Genomic DNA, 23,397 nt, shown 5'->3' with positions numbered 1-23,397 from the left:
ATGACCATCCACCGCGCAGTGGTGGCCCGCGTACGGCCGCTCACCCCGACCATGGCCCGCATCACGTTCCACGGCGAGGGCCTCGCCGCGTTCACCTCCACGGGCGTCGGCGACGAGTACGTCCGGCTGTTCCTCCCGCACGGTCCCGACCGGACCGACGTCTCGCTGCCCGACCCGACGGAGAACGGCGGCTGGCGGACCCCCGAGGGACGGCCCGAGGCCCCGGTGCGCACGTACACCGTCAGGTCCGTCCGTCCGGAGGCCGGCGAGATCGACATCGACTTCGTGCTGCACGGCCACGGGACGGCGTCCGGCTGGGCCGCCGCCGCCCGCCCCGGTGACGTCATCGGCCTCAACTCCCCGACCGGCCTCTACCGCCCCCCGGCCGACCTCGCCCGGCAGGTGCTGGTCTCCGACCTGAGCGGTCTGCCCGCCGTCGGACGCCTCATCGAGAACACCCCGGACCACGTCGCCACCCGGGCCGTCCTGGAGGTCCCCGCCCCGTCCTGCGTCCAGCCGCTCCCGGACCGGCCCGGTGTCCGGGCCACCTGGACCTACGGCGGCAACGGCCACGGCCCCAGCCGGCTGGCCGAACTGGTCGAGGCCGCGATCCCGCCCGGCACGGACCTGACCGGCGGTTACGTGTGGGTCGCGGGGCAGACGGACGCCCTGCGCGCGGTGCGGCGCTACCTGCGCGGGGAACTGCGGCTCCCCGCCGAACGCTTCAAGGTCGTGGGCTACTGGATGCCGGACGGCGAGTCCTGGACCCGGCGCTACGAGGCCCTGCCCGCCGCCGTCCGGTCCGAGCTGGAGAGCATGTGGCACGACCCGGCCGACGAGCCGGAGGACCTCGCCATCCGCTACGAGGACCGGCTCAGCACGCTCGGTCTGTGACCCGCGCCGGTCACGGCTGCTGCGGCACGGCCAGCGCGATCCCGAGCGGCGTCCGCTCGTACAGCACCTGGTGCCCGTACCTGCGCGAGGTCAGCAGCCCCGCGGACCGCAGCACCGACAGGTGCTCGGAGACGGAGGACGGCGCGAGGGCGAGCCGGTGGGCGAGCGCGGTGGTGCCGGCCGGCTCGTCGAGCGCGCACAGGACGTCCGCGCGGGCCCGGCCCAGCAGCCGGGCCAGCGCCTCCGGGGTGCGGTCGCCCGGTTCCGTCCAGAGTCCGCCGATCCCGCGTGCCGGATAGATGACCGCGGGCAGCCAGGGAGCCTCGAACCCGCCGACCACGTTCGGCCAGGCGAACACGCTCGGCATCAGCACGAGGCCCTGCCCGCCGAGCACCCGGGAGTGCCGGCCGGCCGTGCGGGCGATGGTGAGCGTCGAGTCCGCCCAGCTCAGCTGCGGGTTCAGCTCGCTCAGCAGCCGCTCGAAGCCGACTGCCGCGAGCCGCCGCGAGTGATACGCCACATCCGCCTCCAGCAGTGCCCGCAGCCGGGGCCAGTGCGGCTCGATCAGCGCCTGCCAGGCCCGCTCCAGCAGATCGGCCAGCTCCCGCACGGTCCGCGCCGGATCGGCCAGCAGCGCCCGCCCGGCGGGGGAGTCCAGCGCCCCGGGCCGTTCCGACAGCGCCCAGGCGATGTCCTCCCGGGCCAGCGCCGGATCGACCGCCCGCACGCCCGCGATCTCCTCCTCGAAGGAGGAGATCGGCCCCAGCGGCGGCGGGCAGAAGAAGTCGGGGCTGTGACCGCGCTCGTTCATCAGCAGCCACAGCGGCCCGAGGTCGAGGCCGGCGGCCGCGTGCCGGATCCGGCGCAGCCACGGCAGGTGGTAGCCCTGCCGCTGCGGTGTGGCCAGCACCCGCACGGCGGCCTGGGTCTCCCCGAGCGGGGAGAGCGCGAACCGGCAGCGCAGCAGATCGCTCTCGTCGAAACGCAGATGGAACGGCATGCGCGGCCTCGGGAAGATTCGGGTGGGACCGAAAGTCTACGGACCGCGTGCCGGGTTCCCGCAGGCTGCGTCCATGCCGAGAGACACCGATCCGCCGACGGGCGGCCACCCACCCCGCGACCCGGAGCGCGCCGGTTCCCCTGACCCGAGCGAACCGGCCGCGCTCCGGGCCCCCGCGGCCCCTGTCCACGGACCGGGACCCGGCGGGGCCCCCTCCCGCGGCTACCGGGCCGTCTTCGCCGTCGTCGAGTTCCGCGCCGTCTTCGCCGCGCATCTGCTCTCGCTGCTCGGCGTCGTCGTCAGTGAGCTCGCGCTGACCGTCCTCGTGTACGACCTCACCGACTCCCCCCTGCTCAGCGCCCTCACCTTCGCGCTCGGCATGCTCCCGTACCTCGTCGGCGGCACCCTCTTCGCGGGGATCGCGGACCGCTACCCCGCGCGCCGGGTCCTGGTCACCTGCGACCTGGTCTGCGCGGGCTGCGTCGCCGTGATGGTGCTCCCGGGCACCCCCGTCGCCGGACTGCTCCTGCTGCGCTGCCTGGTGGCCGCCGTGTCGCCGGTCTTCACCGGGACCAGGATGGCCGCGCTCACCGACATCCTGGGCGAGGGCGACCTCTTCGTCCTGGGCCGCTCGCTGCTGCGGATCGTCTCGCAGAGCGCGCTGCTGGCCGGTTTCGGGGTGGGCGGGCTGCTGCTGGCGGTGGTCTCGCCGCGCGGTGCGATCACCATCACCGTCGCCACCTTCCTCTGCTCCGCCGCGCTGCTCAGGTTCGGCACCCGGGACCGGCCCGCCCGCACCACGGGCGAGGGCGGCGGCACCCTGCTGGGGGAGTCGCTCGCGGGCGCCCGGCTGGTGCTGGGCCACCGCCGGATCAGGGCCTTGCTGCTGCTCTTCTGGCTGCCCCCGGCGTTCGTCGTCGCGCCGGAGGCGCTGGCCGCCCCCTACGCCGACGAGATCGGTGTGGGCAGCGCCGCGCTCGGGCTGCTGATGTGCGCCATGCCGGTCGGCTCCATCGCCGCCGAGCTGTACACGGGCGCCGCGCTGAGCCCCCGTACCCGCTCCCGCGTCGTGCTGCCCCTCGCCGGGGCCGGGCTGCTGCCCCTCGTGCTGTACGGGTTCCGTCCCGGAGTGGCCCTGGCCGCCGTCGCGCTGGTGCTGGCCGGCGCGGGTTCGGCGTACGTCATCGGGCTCGACCAGTGGTTCGTCGAGGCGGTCCCGGACGAGCTGCGCGGGCGGGCCATGACCGTGCTCACCGCCGGACTCATGACGCTCCAGGGCGTCGGCATGGCGCTGGCGGGCCTGGCCGCCGAGTTCTTCCCGGTGCACCGGGTGGTCGCGGGGGCCGGGGGGGTGGGCACGCTGTGCCTGCTGCTGCTCGTCGCGGAGGTCCGCAGAACCGCGCCCGCTCCCGGTATTCGGACCGAAGTTCGAGACGGGGCGGACCAGCATGTGACCAATGGGTAAGGTCGATGCCGTGCCGAAGCCGCTCAGTCTCCCCTTCGATCCCATCGCCCGCGCCGACGAACACTGGCAGCAGCGCTGGGGCCCAGTGCCCTCCATGGGTGCGATCACCTCGATCATGCGTGCGCAGCAGATCCTGCTCGCCGAGGTCGACGCGGTGGTCAAACCCTACGGACTGACGTTCGCGCGGTACGAGGCGCTGGTCCTGCTCACCTTCTCCAAGGCCGGAGAGCTGCCGATGTCCAAGATCGGCGAGCGGCTGATGGTCCACCCCACGTCCGTCACGAACACCGTGGACCGGCTGGTGCGCTCCGGCCTGGTCGACAAGCGCCCCAACCCGAACGACGGGCGGGGCACGCTCGCCTCGATCACGGACAAGGGCCGCGAGGTCGTCGAGGCGGCCACCGAGGACCTGGTCGCGATGGAGTTCGGACTCGGGGTGTACGACGCCGAGGAGTGCGGCGAGATCTTCGCGCTGCTGCGGCCGCTGCGGATCGCCGCCCAGGACTTCGAGGAGATCTGAGCGGGTCCGCGGAGGGCGGGGTTCCGGGCCCGGCCCGCTGCAAGATCGCCCCGGACGTCCGGTTAGGCTCGATGGCATGAAACGCAGTGTGCTGACCCGATACCGGGTGATGGCCTACGTCACCGCCGTCATGTTGCTCGTGCTCTGCACCTGCATGGTCTTCAAGTACGGCTTCCAGACCGGCGAGGGCCTGACGCTCGTCGTCTCGCAGCTCCACGGCGTGCTCTACATCATCTATCTGATCTTCGCCTTCGACCTCGGTTCCAAGGCGAAGTGGCCGATGGGCAAGCTGCTCTGGGTGCTGATCGCCGGCACGATCCCGACGGCCGCGTTCTTCGTCGAGCGCAAGGTCGTCCGCGAGGTCGAGCCGCTGCTCGCGGACGCCGCCCCGGTCACCGCGAAGGCCTGACCGCAGCCGGTCCGAAGCCTGGCCGGAACCGCCCCGCGCAAAGCGCCGGGCGGTTTGCCATCGACATTTACTAGGACGTCCTAGTAAATTCATATGTATGGACGCTGACGCGATCGAGGAAGGCCGCCAACGCTGGCAGGCCCGTTACGACAAGGCCCGCAAGCGTGACGCGGACTTCACCACGCTCTCCGGGGACCCGGTCGAGCCCGCCTACGGCCCCCGGCCGGGGGACGCGTACGAGGGCTTCGAGCGGATCGGCTGGCCCGGTGAGTACCCCTTCACCCGCGGGCTCTACCCGACCGGCTACCGGGGTCGCACCTGGACGATCCGCCAGTTCGCCGGCTTCGGCAACGCCGAGCAGACCAACGAGCGCTACAAGATGATCCTGGCCGCCGGCGGCGGCGGCCTCAGTGTCGCCTTCGACATGCCGACGCTGATGGGGCGCGACTCGGACGACCCCCGCGCGCTGGGCGAGGTCGGCCACTGCGGGGTGGCGATCGACTCCGCCGCCGACATGGAGGTCCTCTTCAAGGACATCCCGCTCGGTGACGTCACGACGTCGATGACGATCAGCGGCCCCGCCGTGCCCGTCTTCTGCATGTACCTGGTCGCCGCCGAGCGCCAGGGCATCGACCCGGCCGTGCTCAACGGCACGCTCCAGACGGACATCTTCAAGGAGTACATCGCGCAGAAGGAGTGGCTCTTCCAGCCCGAGCCCCATCTGCGCCTCATCGGTGACCTGATGGAGCACTGCGCCCGCGACATCCCCGCGTACAAGCCGCTCTCCGTCTCCGGCTACCACATCCGCGAGGCCGGAGCCACGGCCGCGCAGGAGCTGGCGTACACCCTCGCCGACGGCTTCGGATACGTGGAGCTCGGCCTCTCCCGGGGACTGGACGTCGACACCTTCGCACCCGGCCTCTCCTTCTTCTTCGACGCGCACCTCGACTTCTTCGAGGAGATCGCCAAGTTCCGCGCCGCCCGCCGGATCTGGGCCCGCTGGATGAAGGAGACGTACGGCGCGAAGACCGACAAGGCGCAGTGGCTCCGCTTCCACACCCAGACCGCCGGAGTCTCGCTCACCGCCCAGCAGCCCTACAACAACGTCGTGCGCACCGCCGTGGAGGCGCTCTCCGCGGTCCTGGGCGGCACCAACTCCCTGCACACCAACGCCCTCGACGAGACCCTCGCGCTCCCCTCGGAGCAGGCCGCCGAGATCGCCCTGCGCACCCAGCAGGTGCTGATGGAGGAGACCGGCGTCGCCAACGTGGCCGACCCGCTGGGCGGTTCCTGGTACGTGGAGCAACTCACCGACCGGATCGAGGCGGACGCCGAGAAGATCTTCGAGCAGATCAGGGAGCGCGGCACCCGGGCCCACCCGGACGGACAGCACCCGATCGGCCCGATGACCTCCGGCATCCTGCGCGGCATCGAGGACGGCTGGTTCACCGGCGAGATCGCCGAATCCGCCTTCCGCTACCAGCAGTCCCTGGAGAAGGGTGACAAGAGGGTCGTCGGAGTCAACGTCGCGCACGGCTCGGTCACCGGCGACCTGGAGATCCTGCGGGTCAGCCACGAGGTCGAGCGCGACCAGGTCAGCGAGCTCGCCGGCCGCAGGAGCGGCCGCGACGACGCCCGGGTGGGCGCCGCGCTGGACGCGATGCTGGCCGCCGCCCGCGACGGCTCCAACATGATCGCCCCGATGCTCGACGCGGTACGGGCGGAGGCCACCCTCGGCGAGATCTGCGGGGTGCTGCGCGAGGAGTGGGGAACCTACACGGAGCCGCCCGGCTTCTGACAGATAGTTGGTAGTTACAGGTGTCACCTCCAGGGGCCCGGGTAGGCGCAGCCGCGATACTCGTACCCCTCTGGAGGCAACACCGTGAGACTGTCCGGGAGAATCACAGCGGCCGCGGGCGCCGCACTCGCCGTACTCGGAACGCTGCTGGTCAGCGGTTCGACGGCGGTCAGCGCCGCACCGGCACCGAAGCCGAGGGTGCAGGACGCCTTCGACTCGCTCGGCCCGGATGTGAAGGCCGCGAAGCTCTCCGGCGGCCGGACCGCGCACTACATCGACGAAGGACGCAGGGGCGGCACCCCGGTCCTCTACATCGGCGGCACCGGAACCAGCGCGCGGGCCGCGCACATGACCGACTTCTTCCGGTCCACCCGGGAGTCGTTCGGCCTCCGGCTGATCTCCGTGGAGCGCAACGGCTTCGGTGACACGGAGTACGACCCCTCGCTCGGCAAGGCCGACTTCGCGAAGGACGCCCTGGAGGTCCTGGACCGGATCGGCGTCAAGAAGGTCTCGGTGATCGCGATCTCCGGCGGCGGCCCGTACGCCGCCGAGCTCGCCGCCCGCGCCCCCGGCCGGATCAAGGCCCTCCACCTGGCCGCCGCGCTCCCGCCGTACGGCGAGAAGGCCGCGTACTGCGGTCTGAGCGACGACGCGCTGGCCGACGCGGTCAAGGACTCGATAGCCGACCCGCGCTCCTGGTGGGCGTTCCCCGACGACAGCGCCGTCAAGTCCATCCCGGGCTTCGCCGACACCGCGTACGAGGAGGGCGCCCGCACGTACAACCAGCGCGGCCAGAAGTCGGATCCGGCGCCGCAGGTGCACGAGCAGAAGCTCTACTGCCAGCGCCCCGGCCCCGACCTGTCGAAGCTGAAGGCGCCCGTCTACCTCTACGGCGGCGACAAGGACACCACCGTCCCGCCGGCCAGCCTCGCCACCTGGCGCAAGGCGCTGCCGGTCACCCCGGTGGTCCGTACGTACGCCGACTCCGGCCATGACGTCCAGTACCGCCACTGGGACCAGATCCTGGTGGACCTGGCCGGACAGGGTGACCGCACCGTCGTCTGCCACAACGACCACACCAAGCTGATGACGCCGAAGAAGGCGGACCGCCTGGTCTCGGCGGGCAAGGCCACGCTGGGCAGCTGCGCCTGGCAGAAGTAGCCCGAGGGGCTATCCGGCGGCGGATAGCGCCGCTTTCGACGGGCCGCCGCGTCCGTCACCAAGGCGCGTACCTCCGCCGCCGAGGCGGCTGCGACGCTCAAGGCCGAGGCCAACCATCGGATACGACCGGCAGGCCACCAGCGACGCCGCAGCGGCAGCCACGGCCACCGGTTACGCGGCCGATGCCAGCCTGAGCGGCTGCCTCTGGGCAGCGAGCAACTTCATCCCGGGCAAGAAGACCGCCGACGCGGTGGACGCGGTACGCGCTCTCGACGCGGCGATGAAGACCGGAGTGGGCGTCGGTGACGCCTACCGGGTCCTGAAGAACCTCGATCTCGACCCCGCGGTCCTCGCCAACCTGGAGCGTCAGGCCAACACCGCTCAGGACCTGTTCACGTCCTGCGCCAGGAACAGCTTTCCCGGCGACACCCGTGTCCTCATGGCCGACGGATCCCACCGGACCATCAGTTCCGTCCGGGTCGGTGACCGGGTGCTCGCTACCGTGGACCCACAAGGGACGCGGTGGCTTCGTCATGTACACCGCCCACCCGAACTGAGAGCGACCATGACAGTGCATCGATCCGACTGGGACTTCGGCCTCAGCAGGCTGACCAAGTTCTTCGCCGGGCCGTGGTCCCACGAGCGGACCGTCGATCAGACCATCGCGGACGCGGCTGCGGGGCACACGGACGAGCCGCCCGGAGCGGCCGCCTCGGCGATCCTGAAGGACGCCGTCCGGCTGGAGAAGTCGTCGCTGCCCACCGAGGTGATCGCCACGGTATGGACGGTGTCCTCGGACGGGGGCTACGACCTCGCCTATTTCGGCATCGACGGACGGGACTGGCTGCGTCGGGTCGTGGCTGTCTGCTCCGGGCAGATGCGGCAGGCCGATCCTGCCCGGGTGCCGTCCGTCGAACCGGTCAAGCCCGCCGAGGAGTCGGTGCACGTGGTCGTGGAGGTCATCAGGTCGGTGGCACCGGCCCTGGCGGCCAAGGCCGCCACGTTCCACGGCCACGAGGCCGACGACGTGGTCCGGGGTCTGGAACTGGTCGCCACCGAGGTCGATCCCGACCTCGGTCTCCGGCTCCTCCTTCGCGTGCTGAACGCTTGTCGGGTGCCGATCTCCGACGCCCAGTACGCCCGGTACGAGGCCCTCGGCGAGGCGTTCGGCTACGGGCGGTTCCATGTCTCGGACGTGGAGCATCTGACCCGGTTCTGAGCACGGCACAAGAAAAGGGGAACGGCGCCCCGGGGTCCTCAGCCCCCGGGGCGCCGTTCCGTTGCCGCCTCACGGAGGTCCGGGGTCAACCCTCGGCGGCCGCGCCCAGCCCCGCCAGCAGCAGCAGGGTGAAGCGCCGGGCCCAGTCGGCATCGACGGGCTCGGCGCTCACCAGTGCCCGGTGCACCACCGCGCCGGCGATCACATCGAAGATCAGGTCCGCCGTCAGGGCCGCCGCGGCCTCGTCCTGCTCCACCGGCAACTCGCCCCGGTCCTGGGCCCGTCGGCGGCCCTGGAGCACGAGGCGCTTCTGCCGGTCCACGATCGAGTCGCGGATCCGGGTCCGCAGCGCCTCGTCACGGGTCGACTCCGCGACCACCGCCATCAGCGCGGTCTGGGTCTCCGGCCGCTCCAGCAGCGCGGCGAACTGGAGCACCACCGCCTGCACATCGGCGGACAGGCTGCCCAGATCGGGGAGTTCCAGCTCGTCGAAGAGGACCGCGACCGCGTCCACGACCAGTTCGTTCTTGCCCGCCCAGCGCCGGTACAGCGTCGTCTTGGCGACCCCGGCCCGCGTCGCCACATCGCCCATCGTCAGCTTCGACCAGCCGAGGTCGACCAGCGAGGCTCTGGTGGCCTCCAGGATCGCCTCATCGGCCGCGGCATTGCGCGGGCGTCCCGTTCGTGCGGGTTTGGGGTGGCTGCGGCTGAGCATGACGCGACCATACCCGTCAGTAGCTAAATTCGACCGGCCCCGCCGGCCGTGAGACAGATCACCGGGTGGTCCTGTTCAGCAGGGGGCATGGCCAGTTACGCTACGGGTCGTAGCGTAAGGACGACGGTTGGGCCGTCGTCGCGCGACGGACGAACGACAGCCACAGGCGCCGGGTGGGGACCGGGCGCCGAACCGGGTCTTTCAGGGGCCCTCGGACCGTGTCTGTCCGTACACCTCGCACACCGGCGGGGGTCGCGGACGGGCGCGGTTCACGTATCGCTTTCCGGATCGGTGTGCCAAGGGGGGAGGATGTACGCATGCAGCCTAGGAACATGTCCATGAGCGGCGTCGTCGACCTCGCCGCGGTGAAGGCGGCCGGTGAGGCCAAGGCGAAGGCGGAGCAGGCCCGAGCCGAGTCCGCCCGCCAGGGCGGCCCCGCCGCCGTACCCGCTTCCTCCCTCGTCTTCGATGTCGATGAGGCGGGCTTCGAGAGCGACGTACTGCAGCGCTCCGCCGAAGTCCCCGTCGTCATCGACTTCTGGGCCGAGTGGTGCGAGCCGTGCAAGCAGCTGGGACCGCTCCTGGAGCGGCTGGCCCAGGAGTACAACGGCCGCTTCGTGCTGGCCAAGGTCGATGTCGACGCCAACCAGATGCTGATGCAGCAGTTCGGGATCCAGGGCATCCCGGCGGTCTTCGCCGTCGTCGCCGGACAGGCGCTGCCGCTCTTCCAGGGCGCGGCCCCCGAATCCCAGATCCGGCAGACCCTGGACCAGCTGATCCAGGTCGGCGAGGAGCGCTTCGGACTCACCGGCATCGTGGTCGACCAGGACGCGGCGGCTCCCGACGCCGGCGCGCGGGAGCCCGCCCCGATGCCCGCCGGGCCGTACGACGCCCTGCTGGAGGCGGCCGCGCAGGCGCTGGACGCCAATGACTTCGCCGGTGCCGTCCAGGCGTACAAGAACGTCCTCTCCGACGAGCCGGCCAACAGCGAGGCCAAGCTCGGCCTCGCCCAGGCCGAACTCCTGGCCCGCGTCCAGAAGACGGACCCGCAGCAGGTCCGCGAGGACGCCGCCGAGAATCCGGCCGACGTGCCGGCCCAGCTGGCCGCGGCCGACCTGGATCTGGTGGGCGGTCATGTCGAGGACGCGTTCGGCCGTCTCGTCGAGACGGTCCGCCGGACTTTCGGTGACGACCGGGACCGGGTACGGGTGCGGCTGCTGGAGCTGTTCGAGGTGATCGGCCCCGACGACCCCCGGGTCGGCGCCGCACGCACCGCTCTCGCCCGCGTCTTGTTCTGATCTGACAACACGGCCGCGACTCCTTGTGGGAGTCGCGGCCGTTTTCGCGTCAGAGCGATAAGAGAAGCCCGCGCTTTACCAAATCTTGATAAAAGCAACGGCTGTTACTCCGAGTAAATCACCCGCTGGGATCTGTCCGGCTTCGGCCGCCAATGCCGTGATTCGTCTGTGAGCTGTGGGCAACCCTGTGTGGCCGCTCGGTGCCGCCCGGTCGTGGCCGGGTTATCGCGCCGTTACCAGTGAGTAACGAACCCCCTTGTGCCACGGCCGCGAATGGACCACGATCGGCCACGCTCGGTCCAATAACGTCAGTCCGGCTGCCAGTCGGTGCGGCGGCTCCGTTGGGTCCCCACCGGGCGGGCCGGCGGCAGTGGCGCCGGCTCCGGACAGGGGGGTTCCTGCATACCCGCAGGGCCTGTCCGAAGAGGTTGCGCGAACGCGTGGCCAGTGGTTGTCGCTCGGGGGTGATCGCCGGTGTTTCGGGCGCGGTTCCCGTTTCCGTCCGCCAGCGCTCTCCTTTCCGAGGACGTAGCACTTCTCCCATCCCGCGTCGGGCAGGATGCCAGGCCGGAGATGTACGTCCGAGAAGGAGGAAAAGTATGAGTTCCCAGGTTCGCGGTGGCACGAGATGGAAGCGTTTCGCCGTCGTCATGGTGCCGAGCGTCATAGCCACCGCCGCGGTGGGTGTCGGCCTGGCGCAGGGCGCGCTCGCCGCTTCGTTCAGCGTGTCGGGGCAGCAGTTCAAGGTCTCGGCCGCCGAGCTGAATGGCGAGAACTTCGTCCAGTACGGCAGCATCGCGACGGAGGACGGCGCCGACCCCACGAAGGAGGGCAAGGCGCACGCCGTGGCCGTCTCCGGGTTCAGCCACGCCACCATCAGCAAGATGTGCCAGTCGGTCGTCACCCCCAACCTGCCGTTCGGGCTGGGCAGCGTGACGCTGCGGCTGACAGCCGGTGACCCGGCCAAGACCAATGGCAAGCTGGTTGACGCCACGGGTCTTTACCTCGACGTCTCGGATCTCAACGCTGACGCCGAGTTCGGAAATATCGACATCGGTGTGCGTGCGGGCGATCTGGCGAACCCGGGCATCCAGCCCAAGGCCGGGAAGTACGTCAACCCGAACGGGTTCTCGCAGCGGGCCGAGACCGCCAAGCTGACGGGCGTGAGGCAGCAGGCGTGGGCCACCACGGCAGGCACGTTCAAGCTGCCGGGTCTGCACCTGGCGTTGTCCAAGGGCGTCAACGAGTGCTACTAGGGCATGTTTCGAAAGTAGCGTCGTCCGCCCGTAGGGCGGGCGTGCCAGGCGTTGCCACGCAGACGGGACTTTCGAAACACGGCCCAGGGCACTAGCCCGGGCGGTCGGGGGCGCGCAGCGGGTCCCCGACCGTCCACCCTTCTCCTTCTCACAGCAGTACCGGTTCCCAGGGAGCTGTTTTCCATGAGCCCCGAATCCCAAGGGCAGAACGAGCACTACCTCTCCGTCGCCCGGCGAGGCTTCCGCACCTGGCGGGGTGACCGGCCGTTCTGGGCCGGACTGTTCACCATGCTGGGCGGCGCGCCCATCATGTACTTCCCGTACGCGAACATGCACCTCGGCAACGTGACGTTGGCGATGTCCACCACGGCCGGCGCCGGTTCGCTGATCATCGGTGTCCTGCTCGTCACGCTGGGCCTGACGATGTGGTTCCACAGCATCGTCCGGGTGTTCGCCGGTGTCGCGGCGATTCTGCTGGCCCTCATCTCCATACCCGTCGCCAACATCGGCGGCTTCGTGATCGGCTTCCTGTTCGCCCTGATCGGCGGCGCGCTCTCCGTGTCGTGGGCCCCGGGCGAGACGTCGGCGAAGGAAGAGCCCGCGCCGGCCGCGGCCGCTCCCGCCGAGGAGGCCCCGGGCATCCTCTCGTTCGCGAAGGGCGGGCCGCTTCCCGAGGGCGCGCTGCACGGGGCGGGCGTTCCCGAGCAGCAGGCCCCGTACGACACGACGGCCGAGGCCGAGGGCGGGAGGCATCGTGCGGGGTGACGACAAGCAAATGAACCGCTCGGACGAGAGCGGGCTCCAGGAACACAGGGGCCCCCGGCACGCCGCCCCCAGGAAGTCGCTGCTGACGAAGCTGCACATGCCCTCCGGCAAGAAGGCGTTCGCGCTCGCGGCGATGCCGACGGCTGTCTTCGTCGGGATGGGGCTCACCCCCAGGCTCGCGATGGCCGACGACAACACGGACATCCCGTTCGCGCCCGGCCCCTGTGTGACCCGCTCCGACGAGCCGAGCGAGTCGCCGTCGCCCTCCGCCTCGGAGACGAAGAAGCCGTCCCCGTCCGCCACGCCGAGCGGCAAGGCCACACCGGACAAGGGCGACGGGACGACGACCCCGAAGCCTTCGGCTACCCCCTCCGGGAGCGCCTCGGGCGACACGGAGGCGGATTCCGCGAAGAAGGTCGCCGACTCCCCGGCCGAAACGCCGAGCGCGAGTCCGTCGCCCACCAAGTCGAAGAACCCGCTCGACCCGCTGGGACTCGGTGACGCGCTCAAGGACCTCTTCGACGGACCGGACAAGGAGACGGCCAGTCCGTCCCCGAGCGCCACCACCGCCTCCCCGAAGCCGTCCGCGAGCGACACGGACAAGTCCTCCGACAAGTCCTCCGACAAGGCGGCGGACAAGTCCGCCGGCAAGCCCGTCGAGAAGGCCACGGACGCGGCGGAGGAGACGGCCGACAAGACCGCCGAAGCCATCCGCGAGGCCGCGGGCAAGGCTGGCAAGCCGGTCGAGGAGCTGGACAAGGACGTCAAGGGACTCGACCCCAAGAAGGACGAGGACATCCCGGACGGCGCCAAGCCCTCCTTCCCGTGCCCGACCGCCGACCCGAAGGCACTGGCCGACGCCGATCTGGAGCAGGGCATTCCCCGCCTCCCGAACGACCCGTGGATCCTGGAGAGTTCGTTGCTCACCCTGAGCGGACTCGACTACAAGGGCATCGTGGAGGTGCGGAAGGGCGACGGCTCCACGAAGAAGGTGCTGAAGTTCACCGCCTCCTCCGTCGACATCAAGGACCTCCACCAGCTCACGGTCGGCCCGCAGCCGGGCGTCACCGGCCATGTGAAGGCGCGGCAGGGCTCCCACTCCACCATCGAGGACGGCACGGTCACGATGTACACGGAGGAGCTGAAGGGCAACCTCTTCGGCCTCATCCCGATCACGTTCAGCCCCGAGACCCCGCCGCCGATCAACGTGCCGTTCGCCTTCTTCACCAAGGTGAAGGTGACCCAGGCGGGCCAGTTCGGCGGGACGCTGACGGTGCCCGGCCTGCACAACTACTTCACCCAGGGCGGCTGACACACCCCTGACCCGTGCGGGAGCCGCACAACGACTGTGGGCCGGACCCCCTATCTCAGGGGTCCGGCCCACAGTCATGTCTGCGGCGGAGGCCGTCAGTCGCGGCCCTGGCCGCCCACGTGGTGCACGCGCACCATGTTGGTCGTGCCGGGGACGCCGGGGGGCGAGCCGGCCGTGATGACCATCGTGTCGCCGTTGCTGTAGCGGTCCAGCTTCAGCAGCTCCGCGTCGACCAGGTCCACCATCGCGTCCGTGGTGTCCACGTGCGGCACCACGTGGGCCTCGACGCCCCAGCTGAGGGCCAGCTGGTTGCGGGTGGCCTCGTCCGTGGTGAAGGCCAGGATGGGCTGGGCCGCGCGGTAGCGGGAGAGGCGGCGGGCGGTGTCGCCGGACTTGGTGAAGGCGACCAGCGCCTCACCGTTCAGGAAGTCCGCGATCTCGCAGGCCGCGCGGGCGACCGAACCGCCCTGGGTGCGGGGCTTCTTGCCGGGCACCAGCGGCTGGAGGCCCTTGGAGAGCAGCTCCTCCTCGGCGGCGACGACGATCTTCGACATCGTCTTGACCGTCTCGATCGGGTACGCGCCGACCGAGGACTCCGCGGAGAGCATGACCGCGTCCGCGCCGTCCAGGATCGCGTTCGCGACGTCGGACGCCTCGGCGCGGGTCGGGCGGGAGTTGGTGATCATCGACTCCATCATCTGGGTCGCCACGATCACCGGCTTGGCGTTCCGGCGGCAGAGCTCCACCAGGCGCTTCTGCACCATCGGGACCTTCTCCAGCGGGTACTCGACGGCGAGGTCGCCACGGGCGACCATCACACCGTCGAACGCCGCGACGACGCCCTCCATGTTCTCGACGGCCTGCGGCTTCTCGACCTTGGCGATGACGGGGACCCGGCGGCCCTCCTCGTCCATGATCTTGTGGACGTCCTTGACGTCGCCGGCGTCGCGCACGAAGGAGAGGGCGACCAGGTCGCAGCCCATCTTCAGGGCGAAGCGGAGGTCGTCGATGTCCTTCTCGGACAGGGCCGGGACGTTGACCGCGGCACCCGGCAGGTTGATCCCCTTGTGGTCGGAGATCACCCCGCCCTCGATGACGATGGTGTGGACCCGGGGGCCGTCCACGGAGACGACCTTCAGCTCGACGTTGCCGTCGTTGATGAGGATCGGGTCGCCCTTGGCGACGTCTCCGGGCAGGCCCTTGTAGGTCGTCCCGCAGATCGACTTGTCCCCGGGGACGTCCTCGGCGGTGATGACGAACTCGTCCCCGCGGACCAGTTCGACGGGGCCCTCGGCGAACTTCGCCAGGCGGATCTTCGGGCCCTGGAGGTCGGCGAGGACGCCGACCGCCCGGCCGGTCTCGGCGGCGGCCTTGCGGACCCGGTCGTAACGACCCTGGTGCTCCGCGTGGGAACCGTGACTGAAGTTGAATCGGGCCACGCTCATGCCGGCCTCGATCAGAGCGACGAGCTGCTCATGGGAGTCGACGGCGGGGCCGAGGGTGCAGACGATTTTGGAACGGCGCATGAGGCGGATCCTATCGGTTTGTTTCACTGCGGAATATTCCGGCTGGTGGAAGATACAAAAGGGCGCGGGGGTGCTCAGTTGTCGACCAGTGCGTAGGTCTGGCCGGCGATCTCCAACTCCTCGTCCGTCGGTACCACGGCGACCGCGACCCGGGCGTAATCCGGCGAGATCAGCCGGGGTGCGCCGGACCGTACGGCGTTGAGATCCGCGTCCACCACCAGGCCGAGCTCCTCCAGGCCGGCGATCGCAGCCTCCCGTACGGGGGCGGAGTTCTCACCGACCCCCGCCGTGAACACCACGGCGTCCACCCGGCCGAGGACCGCCGAATAGGCGCCGATGTACTTCTTCAGCCGGTGGACGTAGATGTCGAAGGCGAGGGCGGCCCGTTCGTCGCCCGCGTCGATCCGGCGCCGGATCTCCCGCATGTCGTTGTCACCGCAGAGTCCGACCAGACCGCTCTTCTTGTTGAGCAGGACGTCGATCTCGTCCGCCGACATTCCCGCCACCCGCTTGAGGTGGAAGGTGACGGCCGGATCGATGTCCCCTGATCGCGTACCCATCACCAGCCCCTCCAAGGGGGTCAGTCCCATCGAGGTCTCCACGCACCGGCCGGCCCTGACCGCCGAGGCCGACGCCCCGTTGCCCAGGTGCAGCACGATGACGTTGACCTCCTCGGGCGTCCTGCCCAGCAGCTCGGCCGTCTTGCGCGAGACGTACGCGTGCGAGGTGCCGTGGAATCCGTAGCGCCGGATCCGGTGCGCGTCGGCCGTCTCGACGTCGATCGCGTACCGGGCCGCGTACTCCGGCATGGTGGTGTGGAACGCGGTGTCGAAGACCGCCACCTGCGGCAGATCGGGACGCAGCGCCTGCGCGGTGCGGATGCCGGTGATGTTCGCCGGGTTGTGCAGTGGCGCCACCGGGACCAGGCGTTCGATCTCCTTCAGCACCTCGTCGGTGATCACGGTCGGCTCGGTGAACCGCAGCCCGCCGTGCACCACCCGGTGGCCGATCGCCGCCAGCTCGGGGGAGTCCAGGCCGAGCCCGTCGGCGGCCAGCTCCTCCGCGGCCGCCCTGAGCGCCGCGTCGTGGTCGGGGATCCGGCCCAGGCGCTCGCGGCTCTCGCCACCGCCGCCGGTCAGCGGGGTGTGCACCAGCCGGGACGTCTCCTCGCCGATCCGCTCGACCAGCCCGGAGGCCAGCCGGGAGTGGTCGCGCATGTCCAGGAGCTGGTACTTCACGGAGGAGGAGCCGGAGTTGAGGACGAGCACCCGGCTCGCCCCCTCGACTGCGGCGGCACCTTCGGTGGTGGTCATGCGGGTCGCTCCTCGCCCTGTGCCTGGATCGCCGTGATCGCCACGGTGTTGACTATGTCCTGCACCAGCGCGCCCCGGGACAGGTCGTTGACGGGCTTGCGCAGCCCCTGGAGGACCGGGCCGACGGCGACCGCTCCCGCCGAGCGCTGCACGGCCTTGTAGGTGTTGTTGCCGGTGTTCAGGTCCGGGAAGATCAGGACCGAGGCCTGGCCCGCGACCTCGGACCCCGGCAGCTTCGTCGCGGCGACGCTCGGCTCCACCGCGGCGTCGTACTGGATCGGGCCCTCGATCATCAGCTCCGGGTGGCTCGCGCGCACCCGTTCCGTCGCCTCGCGGACCTTGTCGACGTCGGCGCCCGTGCCGGAGGTGCCGGTCGAGTAGGAGAGCATCGCGATCCGGGGCTCGACACCGAAGCGGGCCGCGGTCACCGCGGACTGCACGGCGATGTCCGCGAGCTGTTCCGCGTCCGGGTCCGGGTTGACCGCGCAGTCGCCGTACACCAGGACCTTGTCGGCGAGGCACATGAAGAAGACGGACGAGACGATCGAGGCTCCCCCAGAGGCTTCGCCCTGGGAGGTACCCCCCTGCTTCGTCTTGATGATCTCGAAGGCCGGGCGGATCGTCGCGGCCGTGGAGTGCACCGCCCCGGAGACCATGCCGTCCGCGAGCCCCTCCTGGACCATCAGGGTGCCGAAGTAGTTGACGTCCGCGACGACGTCGTACGCGAGCTCGACCGTCACCCCGCGGTGGGCGCGCAGCTGCGCGTACCGCTCCGCGAAGCCCTGGCGCAGCTCGGAGGTCTGCGGGTCGACGAGCTGGGTGTCTGCCAGGTCGATGCCGAGGTCGGCGGCCTTCTTGCGGATGACGCCGGGGTCACCGAGGAGGGTGAGGTCGCAGACGTCGCGCCGCAGCAGTACGTCGGCGGCGCGCAGTACCCGTTCCTCCGCGCCCTCGGGCAGGACCACCCGGCGCCGGTCGGCGCGGGCCTGCTCCAGGAGTTCGTGCTCGAACATCATCGGCGTGACCCGGCCGCTGCGGGCGACCGAGATCCGGTCGAGGAGCGCCCCGGTGTCGACATGCCGCTCGAAGAGGCCCAGCGCCGTCTCGGCCTTGCGCGGCGTCGCCGCGTTCAGCTTGCCCTCCAGGGCGAAGAGCTTCTCGGCGGTGGGGAAGGAACCGTCGGCCACCGCGACGACCGGGGTGCCCGGAGCGAGCCGTGCGGCCAGCGTGAGTATCTCCTCGCCGGGACGCTCGTTCAGCGTCAGCAGGACGCCCGCGATGGGCGGGGTCCCGGCGCTGTGCGCGGCCAGCGAGCCGATCACCAGATCGGCCCGGTCCCCGGGCGTCACCACCAGGCAGCCCGGCGTCAGCGCGTTCAGCAGGTTCGGCAGCATCGCGCCGCCGAACACGAAGCCCAGCGCGTCCCTGGCCAGCCCCGCGTCGTCGCCCAGCAGCACCGTCGCGTCCAGCGCCGCGGTGATCTGGGCGACCGTCGGCGCCGAGAGAGCCGGATCGTCGGGCAGCACGGAACAGGGGACGGGCAGCGTGGCCGCGAGCCGCTCCGCGATGACCTCGCGGTCCTCGGAGGCCACCCGGTTCACCACCATCGCGACCACGTCGCAGCCCAGCCCGGCGTACGCGCGGTACGCGTTGCGCGTCTCGGCCCGCACGGACTCCGCGCTCTGGTCCTGGCCGCCGACCACCGCGATGACCGAGGCGCCGAACTCGTTGGCGAGGCGGGCGTTGAGGGCCAGCTCGTCCGGGAGCTGGGTGGCCGCGAAGTCGGTGCCGAGGACGAGGACCACCTCGTACTCCTGGGCGACCCGGTGGAAGCGGTCGACGAGCCGGGAGACCAGTTCGTCGGTACCCTGCTCCGCCTGGATCGCGGACGCCTCGTGGTAGTCGAGGCCGTAGACCGTCCCCGGGTCCTGGGAGAGCCGGTAGCGGGCCCGCAGCAGCTCGAACAGCCGGTCGGGGTCGTCGTGGACCAGCGGACGGAACACCCCGACCCGGTCCACCTGGCGCGTCAGGAGCTCCATGACTCCCAGATCGACGACCTGGCGGCCGTCTCCCCGGTCGATCCCGGTCACGTACACGCTGCGCGTCACGCGTGCTCTCCCGTCCTTGACTGGCAGGTATGGGTGATATCGCCTGTTTGACGATACCTGCGGGGGCCGAGGGGCCGCCCGCCGGGCGAAAATCCCTCTCCGCGGCCCCGGAGCAGCCGGGAGCGCGAGGTACGTACCTGGCATGGGACAATCACCGTGGCTCACCGTACGGGGGATTGTGTAGTTACCGCCGGACAGGCCCTAGCGAGCAGGAGATAAAGCACGATGCGCATCGGAGTTCTCACCGCAGGCGGCGACTGCCCAGGCCTGAACGCAGTGATCCGCTCGGTCGTGCACCGTGCCGTGGTGGGTCACGGCGACGAGGTCATCGGATTCGAGGACGGGTTCAAGGGGCTCCTGGACGGCCACTACCGTCCCCTCGACCTCAACGCGGTCAGCGGCATCCTCGCCCGCGGCGGCACCATCCTCGGCTCCGCCCGGCTGGAGCGCGACCGGCTCCGCGAGGCGGCCGAGAACTGCGCCGAACTGAGCCGCCGTTACGGCATGGACGCGCTGATCCCGATCGGCGGCGAGGGCACCCTCACGGCCGCCCGGATGCTCTCGGACGCCGGTATGCCCGTCGTCGGCGTACCGAAGACCATCGACAACGACATCTCGGCCACCGACCGCACCTTCGGCTTCGACACCGCGGTCGGCGTCGCCACCGAGGCCATAGACCGGCTGAAGACCACCGCGGAGTCCCACCAGCGCGTCATGGTCGTCGAGGTGATGGGCCGCCACGCGGGCTGGATCGCGCTGGAGTCCGGCATGGCCGGCGGGGCGCACGGCATCTGCCTGCCCGAGCGGAAGTTCCAGGTCGAGGACCTGGTCAAGATGGTCGAGGAGCGGTTCGCACGCGGCAAGAAGTTCGCCGTCATCTGTGTCGCGGAGGGCGCGCACCCGGCCGAGGGCTCGATGCCGTACGCCAAGGGCGCGATCGACCAGTTCGGCCACGAGCGCTTCCAGGGCATCGGCAACCGCCTCGCCGTCGAGCTGGAGACCCGGCTCGGCAAGGAGGCCCGGCCGGTCATCCTCGGCCATGTGCAGCGCGGCGGCACGCCGACCGCGTACGACCGGGTGCTCGCCACCCGCTTCGGGTGGCACGCGGTGGAGGCGGCGCACCGGGGTGACTTCGGCCGGATGACGGCGCTGCGCGGCAACGACATCGAGATGGTGCCGCTCGCCGACGCGGTGACGCAGCTGAAGCACGTTCCGCTGGAGCGGATGCACGAGGCCGAGTCGGTCTTCTGACCCGAAGCCGGTCTTCTCGACCCCGGGCCGAGGCCGCTCCTGCGGCCTCCCCGGCCGAAGGAGTGCGACCGGGGCCCGGACCGCGCCGCTGATCAGGTGGGGCGAACCGGGCTGCGCCGGCCGGCGGGGCCGAGCGGGCGCCGGTCACTTCTCCGTCGTCCGCCAGAACCGCGCCACGATCTGGGCCAGGAACGCCCGGCCCGCGTCGCCCGTCGCACCCTCCCGTTCGGTGCCGGTACTGCTCCAGCTCAGCGTGGACACCATCAGCGCCTGGTACTCGGAGTGCAGCTGCTCCAGGACGCCCTGGAGCAGCCGCCGGTCCACCGGCGCCACCTTGGCGACCGGCTTCACGTACGCCTGCCAGCGCGTCGTCACGGCGCTGCGCAGCAGCTCGGCCAGCTCCTCGTCCCGGCCGGTCGCCGTCACGAAGTCGGCTGCCGTCAGCCCCAGCGCCTCGGTGAGCGCGGCGGACTGGCGCTCGTTGCCCCGCCACCGCCCGGACTCCTCCATGCGCAGATACGCGGACGTGGCCAGCCCGACCTGCCCCGCCAGCTCGTCCGGCGACAGCTGCCGGGCGACCCGGTGCTCGCGCAGGGTCCGGGCGGCGGTCAGGAGTTCACCGGGCGCGCACCACAACACGCCTGCGAGCGCCGTGAGTTCGTACTCGCTCGGCAGGGCGAGCCCGCGCTCCCAGGCGGCTACGGTCTCGGCGCTGATCCGGAGTCCGTACTGGGCGCCGAGGCCGTAGGCGACATGACCGGGAGCCATTCCCAGGGCCTCGCGCAGTCTGCGCGCGGCGGGGGCGTTGAAAGGCGGGGTGGGGTGCACGGCCCTACCGTAAGAGGTCGGAGGCGGTCTGACTACGGTGTGTTCCACCCAGGCCACGGCTCGTAGGAATCTCCTAGGCGTACGGGACGGACCCGCGGCCCGGTCAGCGGGCCTCCGCCACCCACCGGTAGTGCAGTTCCGGGCGCCCGATCTGTCCGTACTGCGGACTGCGCACCGCGCGCCCCGCGGTCACCAGGTGCTCCAGGTAGCGGCGCGCGGTGATGCGGGAGATCCCCAGCTCCACGCCCGCGGCGGCGGCCGTCACCCCGTCCGGGGCCGAGCGCAGCGCGCGGGTCACCGCCTCCAGCGTCGGGCCGCTCAGCCCCTTCGGCAGCCGGGCGGGCTGCGGGGAGCGCAGCGTGGCGAGCGCGCGGTCCACCTCGTCCTGGCCGCTCGCCTCACCGGCCGCCGCGCGGAACTCCGCGTAGCGGACGAGCCGGTCGCGCAGGGTGGCGAAGGTGAACGGCTTCAGTACGTACTGGACGACGCCGAGCGACACCCCCTCCCGCACCACGGCCAGATCGCGGGCCGAGGTCACGGCGATCACGTCGGCCGTGTGGCCGGCGGCCCGCAGCGAACGCAGCAGGTGCAGACCGTGCCCGTCCGGCAGATAGAGGTCCAGGAGCAGCAGATCGACCGGCGCGCGCTCCAGCGCGCGTACCGCCTCCGCGCGGGAGTGCGCGACCGCGGCCACCGCGAATCCCGGCACCCGGTCCACGTACAGCTGATGGGCGTCGGCGGCGACCGGATCGTCCTCGACGACCAGCACCCTGATCACGGGGTTCATGTGGACCTGCTCCTTCTCGCGCCGCCGTCGGGCAGCGGCAGCCGTACGGTGAACTCCGCGCCGCCGTCCGGCCCCCGCTCCAGTGTGACCGCGCCGCCGTTGCGGTGCACGGCCTGCTGTACGAGCGCCAGGCCGATCCCGCGGCCGGCGCCGTGCGTCGACCAGCCGCGCCGGAACACCTCCGCGGCGTCGGCCGGATCGACGCCGGTCCCGTTGTCCGCGACCCGCAGCAGGAGTTCGCCGTCCCCGGCGAGTGCCGTGACGGTGACCCGGGCGCGTGCCGGGCGGCGCGGGGACGAGGTGCGCCGGGCGGGGACGGCGCCCTGGGCCGGGACGGTGTCCGGCGGGCCGGCCACCGCCTCCGACGCCGCGTCCACCGCGTTGTCGATCAGGTTGCCGAGGACGGTCACCAGATCGCGCTGCGGCAGCGACGCGGGCAGCGCCCCGTCGTCGATCAGGCTGTCGTCCGCCAGCACCAGCTCCACGCCCCGCTCGTTCGCCTGCGCCGCCTTGCCCAGCAGCAGGGCGGCCAGCACCGGTTCGGCCACCGCGCCGACCACGCGGTCGGTCAGGGCCTGCGCCAGCTCCAGCTCCGCCGTGGCGAAGCCGACCGCCTCCTCGGCCCGGTCCAGCTCGATCAGCGACACCACCGTGTGCAGCCGGTTCGCCGCCTCGTGGGCCTGCGAGCGCAGCGCCTGCGTGAAGCCCCGCTCCGAGTCCAGCTCACCGGAGAGCGCCTGGAGTTCCGTGTGGTCGCGCAGGGTGACGACGGTGCCGCGTCGCTCGCCGCCCACCACCGGACGGGTGTTGACCACGATCACCCGGTCCGCCGTCAGATGCACCTCGTCGACCCGTTCCTCCGAGGCGAGCAGCGCCCCGGTCAGCGGCGCCGGCAGATCGAGTTCGGCGACCCGGCGCCCGACCGTACCCGGTGCCAGTCCCAGCAGCTCCCGCCCCGCGTCGTTGATCAGGGCGATCCTGCGCTGCCCGTCGAGCATCAGCAGCCCCTCGCGCACCGCGTGCAGCGTGGCCTCGTGGTAGTCGTGCAGCCGGCTCAGCTCGGAGGCGTTCATCCCGTGGGTGTGCCGGCGCAGCCGGGCGTTGATCACGTAGGTGCCGATGCCGCCGAGGGCCAGCGCCGCACCCGCCGCGAGCCCCAGCGCCCCCAGCTGCGCCCGCACCTGTGTGGAGACCCGTTCGACCGTGATGCCCGCACTGACCAGCCCGACGATCCGGCCGCCGTCCCTGACCGGTGTGACGACCCGGATGGAGGGGCCGAGCGTGCCGGTGTACGTCTCCGAGAACGTCTCCCCGCGCAGCGCCCGCGCGGTGTGCCCGAGGAAGGTCGCACCGATCTGACCGGTGTCCGGGTGCGTCCAGCGGACCCGGTTCCGGTCCATGATCGTGACGAAGGCGACCCCGGTGTCCCGGCGGGCCGCTTCCGCGTACGGCTGGAGCACGGCCGAGGGGTCCGGGGTGCGGATGGCCTCCCGTACGGAGGGTGAATCGGCCACCGACAGCGCCACCGCCCGTGCCTGCCGGGTCGCGGTCTCGCGGGCCTGCGCGCTGCCGGAGGCGTACGCGAAGAAGGCGCATCCCGCCACCACGGCCGCCACCAGCACCACCTGCATGGCGAAGAGCTGACCGGCCAGGCTGCGCGGGCGGGCACGGGGAAGACGCATGAGCCACAGTCTGCCTGGCCGAAAACCTATGAACGAAATGCACGTAACCGAGACCGGCGTCACAGGGCGCGGAATAGTCGCCGGGGCCCC

Annotated in this window: 20 protein-coding genes; 12 read left to right on the top strand and 8 right to left on the bottom strand. The window is 71.3% G+C overall.

All coding sequences use genetic code 11. From position 1 onward, the window contains the following. Complete coding sequence (locus ACIP89_RS12635; RefSeq protein WP_402114762.1) at positions 1–894, top strand: siderophore-interacting protein; 894 nt, start codon at positions 1–3, stop codon at positions 892–894. Positions 895–904: 10 nt separating this feature from the next. Here the strand turns inward: ACIP89_RS12635 and ACIP89_RS12630 are convergent, their stop codons facing one another. Further along, positions 905–1,894: a DUF5937 family protein gene (locus ACIP89_RS12630; protein ID WP_401920301.1), complete on the bottom strand. Its 990-nt coding sequence runs from the start codon at positions 1,892–1,894 to the stop codon at positions 905–907. 73 nt (positions 1,895–1,967) lie between these two features. On the opposite strand from ACIP89_RS12630, the gene ACIP89_RS12625 reads away from it, so the two are divergent. The 6 genes from ACIP89_RS12625 (at position 1,968) to ACIP89_RS12600 (ending at position 8,466) form a co-directional block, all read left to right on the top strand. Beyond that, entirely contained in the window at positions 1,968–3,359 is a 1,392-nt protein-coding gene (locus ACIP89_RS12625) for an MFS transporter (protein ID WP_402114760.1), read from the top strand. A 10-nt stretch (positions 3,360–3,369) separates the two neighbouring features. Beyond that, entirely contained in the window at positions 3,370–3,879 is a 510-nt protein-coding gene (locus ACIP89_RS12620) for a MarR family winged helix-turn-helix transcriptional regulator (protein WP_073737055.1), read from the top strand. Positions 3,880–3,955: 76 nt separating this feature from the next. Beyond that, positions 3,956–4,288 (top strand): DUF3817 domain-containing protein, encoded by a 333-nt coding sequence (locus ACIP89_RS12615; RefSeq protein WP_401927996.1) that lies wholly within the window; start codon positions 3,956–3,958, stop codon positions 4,286–4,288. 97 nt (positions 4,289–4,385) lie between these two features. Then, the gene (locus ACIP89_RS12610) at positions 4,386–6,086 is read left to right on the top strand and encodes a methylmalonyl-CoA mutase (protein WP_401920295.1); all 1,701 of its coding nucleotides are present in this window, start codon (positions 4,386–4,388) and stop codon (positions 6,084–6,086) included. An 84-nt stretch (positions 6,087–6,170) separates the two neighbouring features. Then, positions 6,171–7,247, top strand: coding sequence for an alpha/beta fold hydrolase (locus ACIP89_RS12605; protein ID WP_402114757.1), 1,077 nt, complete (start codon positions 6,171–6,173; stop codon positions 7,245–7,247). 250 nt (positions 7,248–7,497) lie between these two features. Next, positions 7,498–8,466 carry a hypothetical protein gene (locus ACIP89_RS12600; RefSeq protein WP_402114755.1) on the top strand — a complete coding sequence of 323 codons (969 nt, stop codon included), beginning with the start codon at positions 7,498–7,500 and terminating at the stop codon, positions 8,464–8,466. Between the two features lie 85 nt (positions 8,467–8,551). On the opposite strand, the gene ACIP89_RS12595 is transcribed toward ACIP89_RS12600, so the two are convergent. Continuing rightward, positions 8,552–9,181 (bottom strand): TetR/AcrR family transcriptional regulator, encoded by a 630-nt coding sequence (locus ACIP89_RS12595; protein ID WP_401920287.1) that lies wholly within the window; start codon positions 9,179–9,181, stop codon positions 8,552–8,554. Positions 9,182–9,498: 317 nt separating this feature from the next. Here ACIP89_RS12595 and ACIP89_RS12590 point away from each other — a divergent pair, with 317 nt between their 5' ends. The 4 genes from ACIP89_RS12590 to ACIP89_RS12575 all read left to right on the top strand — a co-directional run bounded on the left by ACIP89_RS12590 (position 9,499) and on the right by ACIP89_RS12575 (position 13,812). Next, complete coding sequence (locus ACIP89_RS12590; protein ID WP_402114754.1) at positions 9,499–10,479, top strand: tetratricopeptide repeat protein; 981 nt, start codon at positions 9,499–9,501, stop codon at positions 10,477–10,479. Between the two features lie 599 nt (positions 10,480–11,078). Further along, positions 11,079–11,735 (top strand): DUF6230 family protein, encoded by a 657-nt coding sequence (locus ACIP89_RS12585; protein ID WP_402114752.1) that lies wholly within the window; start codon positions 11,079–11,081, stop codon positions 11,733–11,735. 183 nt (positions 11,736–11,918) lie between these two features. Beyond that, entirely contained in the window at positions 11,919–12,500 is a 582-nt protein-coding gene (locus ACIP89_RS12580; protein WP_402114750.1) for a DUF6114 domain-containing protein, read from the top strand. Continuing rightward, the gene (locus ACIP89_RS12575; protein WP_402114747.1) at positions 12,490–13,812 is read left to right on the top strand and encodes a hypothetical protein; all 1,323 of its coding nucleotides are present in this window, start codon (positions 12,490–12,492) and stop codon (positions 13,810–13,812) included. The genes ACIP89_RS12580 and ACIP89_RS12575 overlap by 11 nt, the downstream gene beginning before the upstream one ends. Positions 13,813–13,907: 95 nt before the next feature. Here ACIP89_RS12575 and pyk read toward each other — a convergent pair whose 3' ends face one another. The 3 genes from pyk to pta form a co-directional block, all read right to left on the bottom strand. After that, the gene (gene pyk, locus ACIP89_RS12570; protein ID WP_401920275.1) at positions 13,908–15,338 is read right to left on the bottom strand and encodes a pyruvate kinase; all 1,431 of its coding nucleotides are present in this window, start codon (positions 15,336–15,338) and stop codon (positions 13,908–13,910) included. 74 nt (positions 15,339–15,412) lie between these two features. Further along, positions 15,413–16,651 (bottom strand): acetate kinase, encoded by a 1,239-nt coding sequence (locus ACIP89_RS12565; RefSeq protein WP_402114745.1) that lies wholly within the window; start codon positions 16,649–16,651, stop codon positions 15,413–15,415. After that, positions 16,648–18,759: a phosphate acetyltransferase gene (gene pta, locus ACIP89_RS12560; protein WP_402114743.1), complete on the bottom strand. Its 2,112-nt coding sequence runs from the start codon at positions 18,757–18,759 to the stop codon at positions 16,648–16,650. The genes ACIP89_RS12565 and pta overlap by 4 nt, the downstream gene beginning before the upstream one ends. A 225-nt stretch (positions 18,760–18,984) precedes the next feature. Between pta and ACIP89_RS12555 the strand changes: the two genes are divergently transcribed. Next, positions 18,985–20,010 (top strand): ATP-dependent 6-phosphofructokinase, encoded by a 1,026-nt coding sequence (locus ACIP89_RS12555; RefSeq protein WP_073736827.1) that lies wholly within the window; start codon positions 18,985–18,987, stop codon positions 20,008–20,010. Between the two features lie 144 nt (positions 20,011–20,154). On the opposite strand, the gene ACIP89_RS12550 is transcribed toward ACIP89_RS12555, so the two are convergent. The 3 genes from ACIP89_RS12550 to ACIP89_RS12540 all read right to left on the bottom strand — a co-directional run bounded on the left by ACIP89_RS12550 (position 20,155) and on the right by ACIP89_RS12540 (position 23,307). Beyond that, positions 20,155–20,778: an XRE family transcriptional regulator gene (locus ACIP89_RS12550; RefSeq protein WP_401921041.1), complete on the bottom strand. Its 624-nt coding sequence runs from the start codon at positions 20,776–20,778 to the stop codon at positions 20,155–20,157. A gap of 163 nt (positions 20,779–20,941) precedes the next feature. Next, positions 20,942–21,616, bottom strand: a complete 675-nt coding sequence (locus tag ACIP89_RS12545; RefSeq protein WP_402115200.1) for a response regulator — start codon at positions 21,614–21,616, stop codon at positions 20,942–20,944. A gap of 5 nt (positions 21,617–21,621) precedes the next feature. Continuing rightward, positions 21,622–23,307: an ATP-binding protein gene (locus ACIP89_RS12540; protein WP_402114740.1), complete on the bottom strand. Its 1,686-nt coding sequence runs from the start codon at positions 23,305–23,307 to the stop codon at positions 21,622–21,624. Between the last annotated feature and the right edge of the window lie 90 nt (positions 23,308–23,397).

Origin of the sequence: Streptomyces sp. NPDC088730 (assembly GCF_044751215.1) — a bacterium.
In the GTDB taxonomy this organism is placed as follows: domain Bacteria; phylum Actinomycetota; class Actinomycetes; order Streptomycetales; family Streptomycetaceae; genus Streptomyces.
Note: the sequence above shows the minus strand (reverse complement) of the source record. Positions and strands in the feature narration are given on the sequence as shown.

Bases quoted from the DNA above. Each gene is read 5' to 3' on its own strand.
- ACIP89_RS12550 (WP_401921041.1), bottom strand. From the start codon at position 20,778: ATGGCTCCCGGTCATGTCGCCTACGGCCTCGGCGCCCAGTACGGACTC.
- ACIP89_RS12585 (WP_402114752.1), top strand. From the start codon at position 11,079: ATGAGTTCCCAGGTTCGCGGTGGCACGAGATGGAAGCGTTTCGCCGTC.
- ACIP89_RS12565 (WP_402114745.1), bottom strand. From the start codon at position 16,651: ATGACCACCACCGAAGGTGCCGCCGCAGTCGAGGGGGCGAGCCGGGTG.
- ACIP89_RS12610 (WP_401920295.1), top strand. From the start codon at position 4,386: ATGGACGCTGACGCGATCGAGGAAGGCCGCCAACGCTGGCAGGCCCGT.
- ACIP89_RS12580 (WP_402114750.1), top strand. From the start codon at position 11,919: ATGAGCCCCGAATCCCAAGGGCAGAACGAGCACTACCTCTCCGTCGCC.
- ACIP89_RS12625 (WP_402114760.1), top strand. From the start codon at position 1,968: ATGCCGAGAGACACCGATCCGCCGACGGGCGGCCACCCACCCCGCGAC.
- pyk (WP_401920275.1), bottom strand. From the start codon at position 15,338: ATGCGCCGTTCCAAAATCGTCTGCACCCTCGGCCCCGCCGTCGACTCC.
- ACIP89_RS12635 (WP_402114762.1), top strand. From the start codon at position 1: ATGACCATCCACCGCGCAGTGGTGGCCCGCGTACGGCCGCTCACCCCG.
- ACIP89_RS12615 (WP_401927996.1), top strand. From the start codon at position 3,956: ATGAAACGCAGTGTGCTGACCCGATACCGGGTGATGGCCTACGTCACC.
- ACIP89_RS12555 (WP_073736827.1), top strand. From the start codon at position 18,985: ATGCGCATCGGAGTTCTCACCGCAGGCGGCGACTGCCCAGGCCTGAAC.
- ACIP89_RS12590 (WP_402114754.1), top strand. From the start codon at position 9,499: ATGCAGCCTAGGAACATGTCCATGAGCGGCGTCGTCGACCTCGCCGCG.
- ACIP89_RS12595 (WP_401920287.1), bottom strand. From the start codon at position 9,181: ATGCTCAGCCGCAGCCACCCCAAACCCGCACGAACGGGACGCCCGCGC.
- ACIP89_RS12540 (WP_402114740.1), bottom strand. From the start codon at position 23,307: ATGCGTCTTCCCCGTGCCCGCCCGCGCAGCCTGGCCGGTCAGCTCTTC.
- ACIP89_RS12630 (WP_401920301.1), bottom strand. From the start codon at position 1,894: ATGCCGTTCCATCTGCGTTTCGACGAGAGCGATCTGCTGCGCTGCCGG.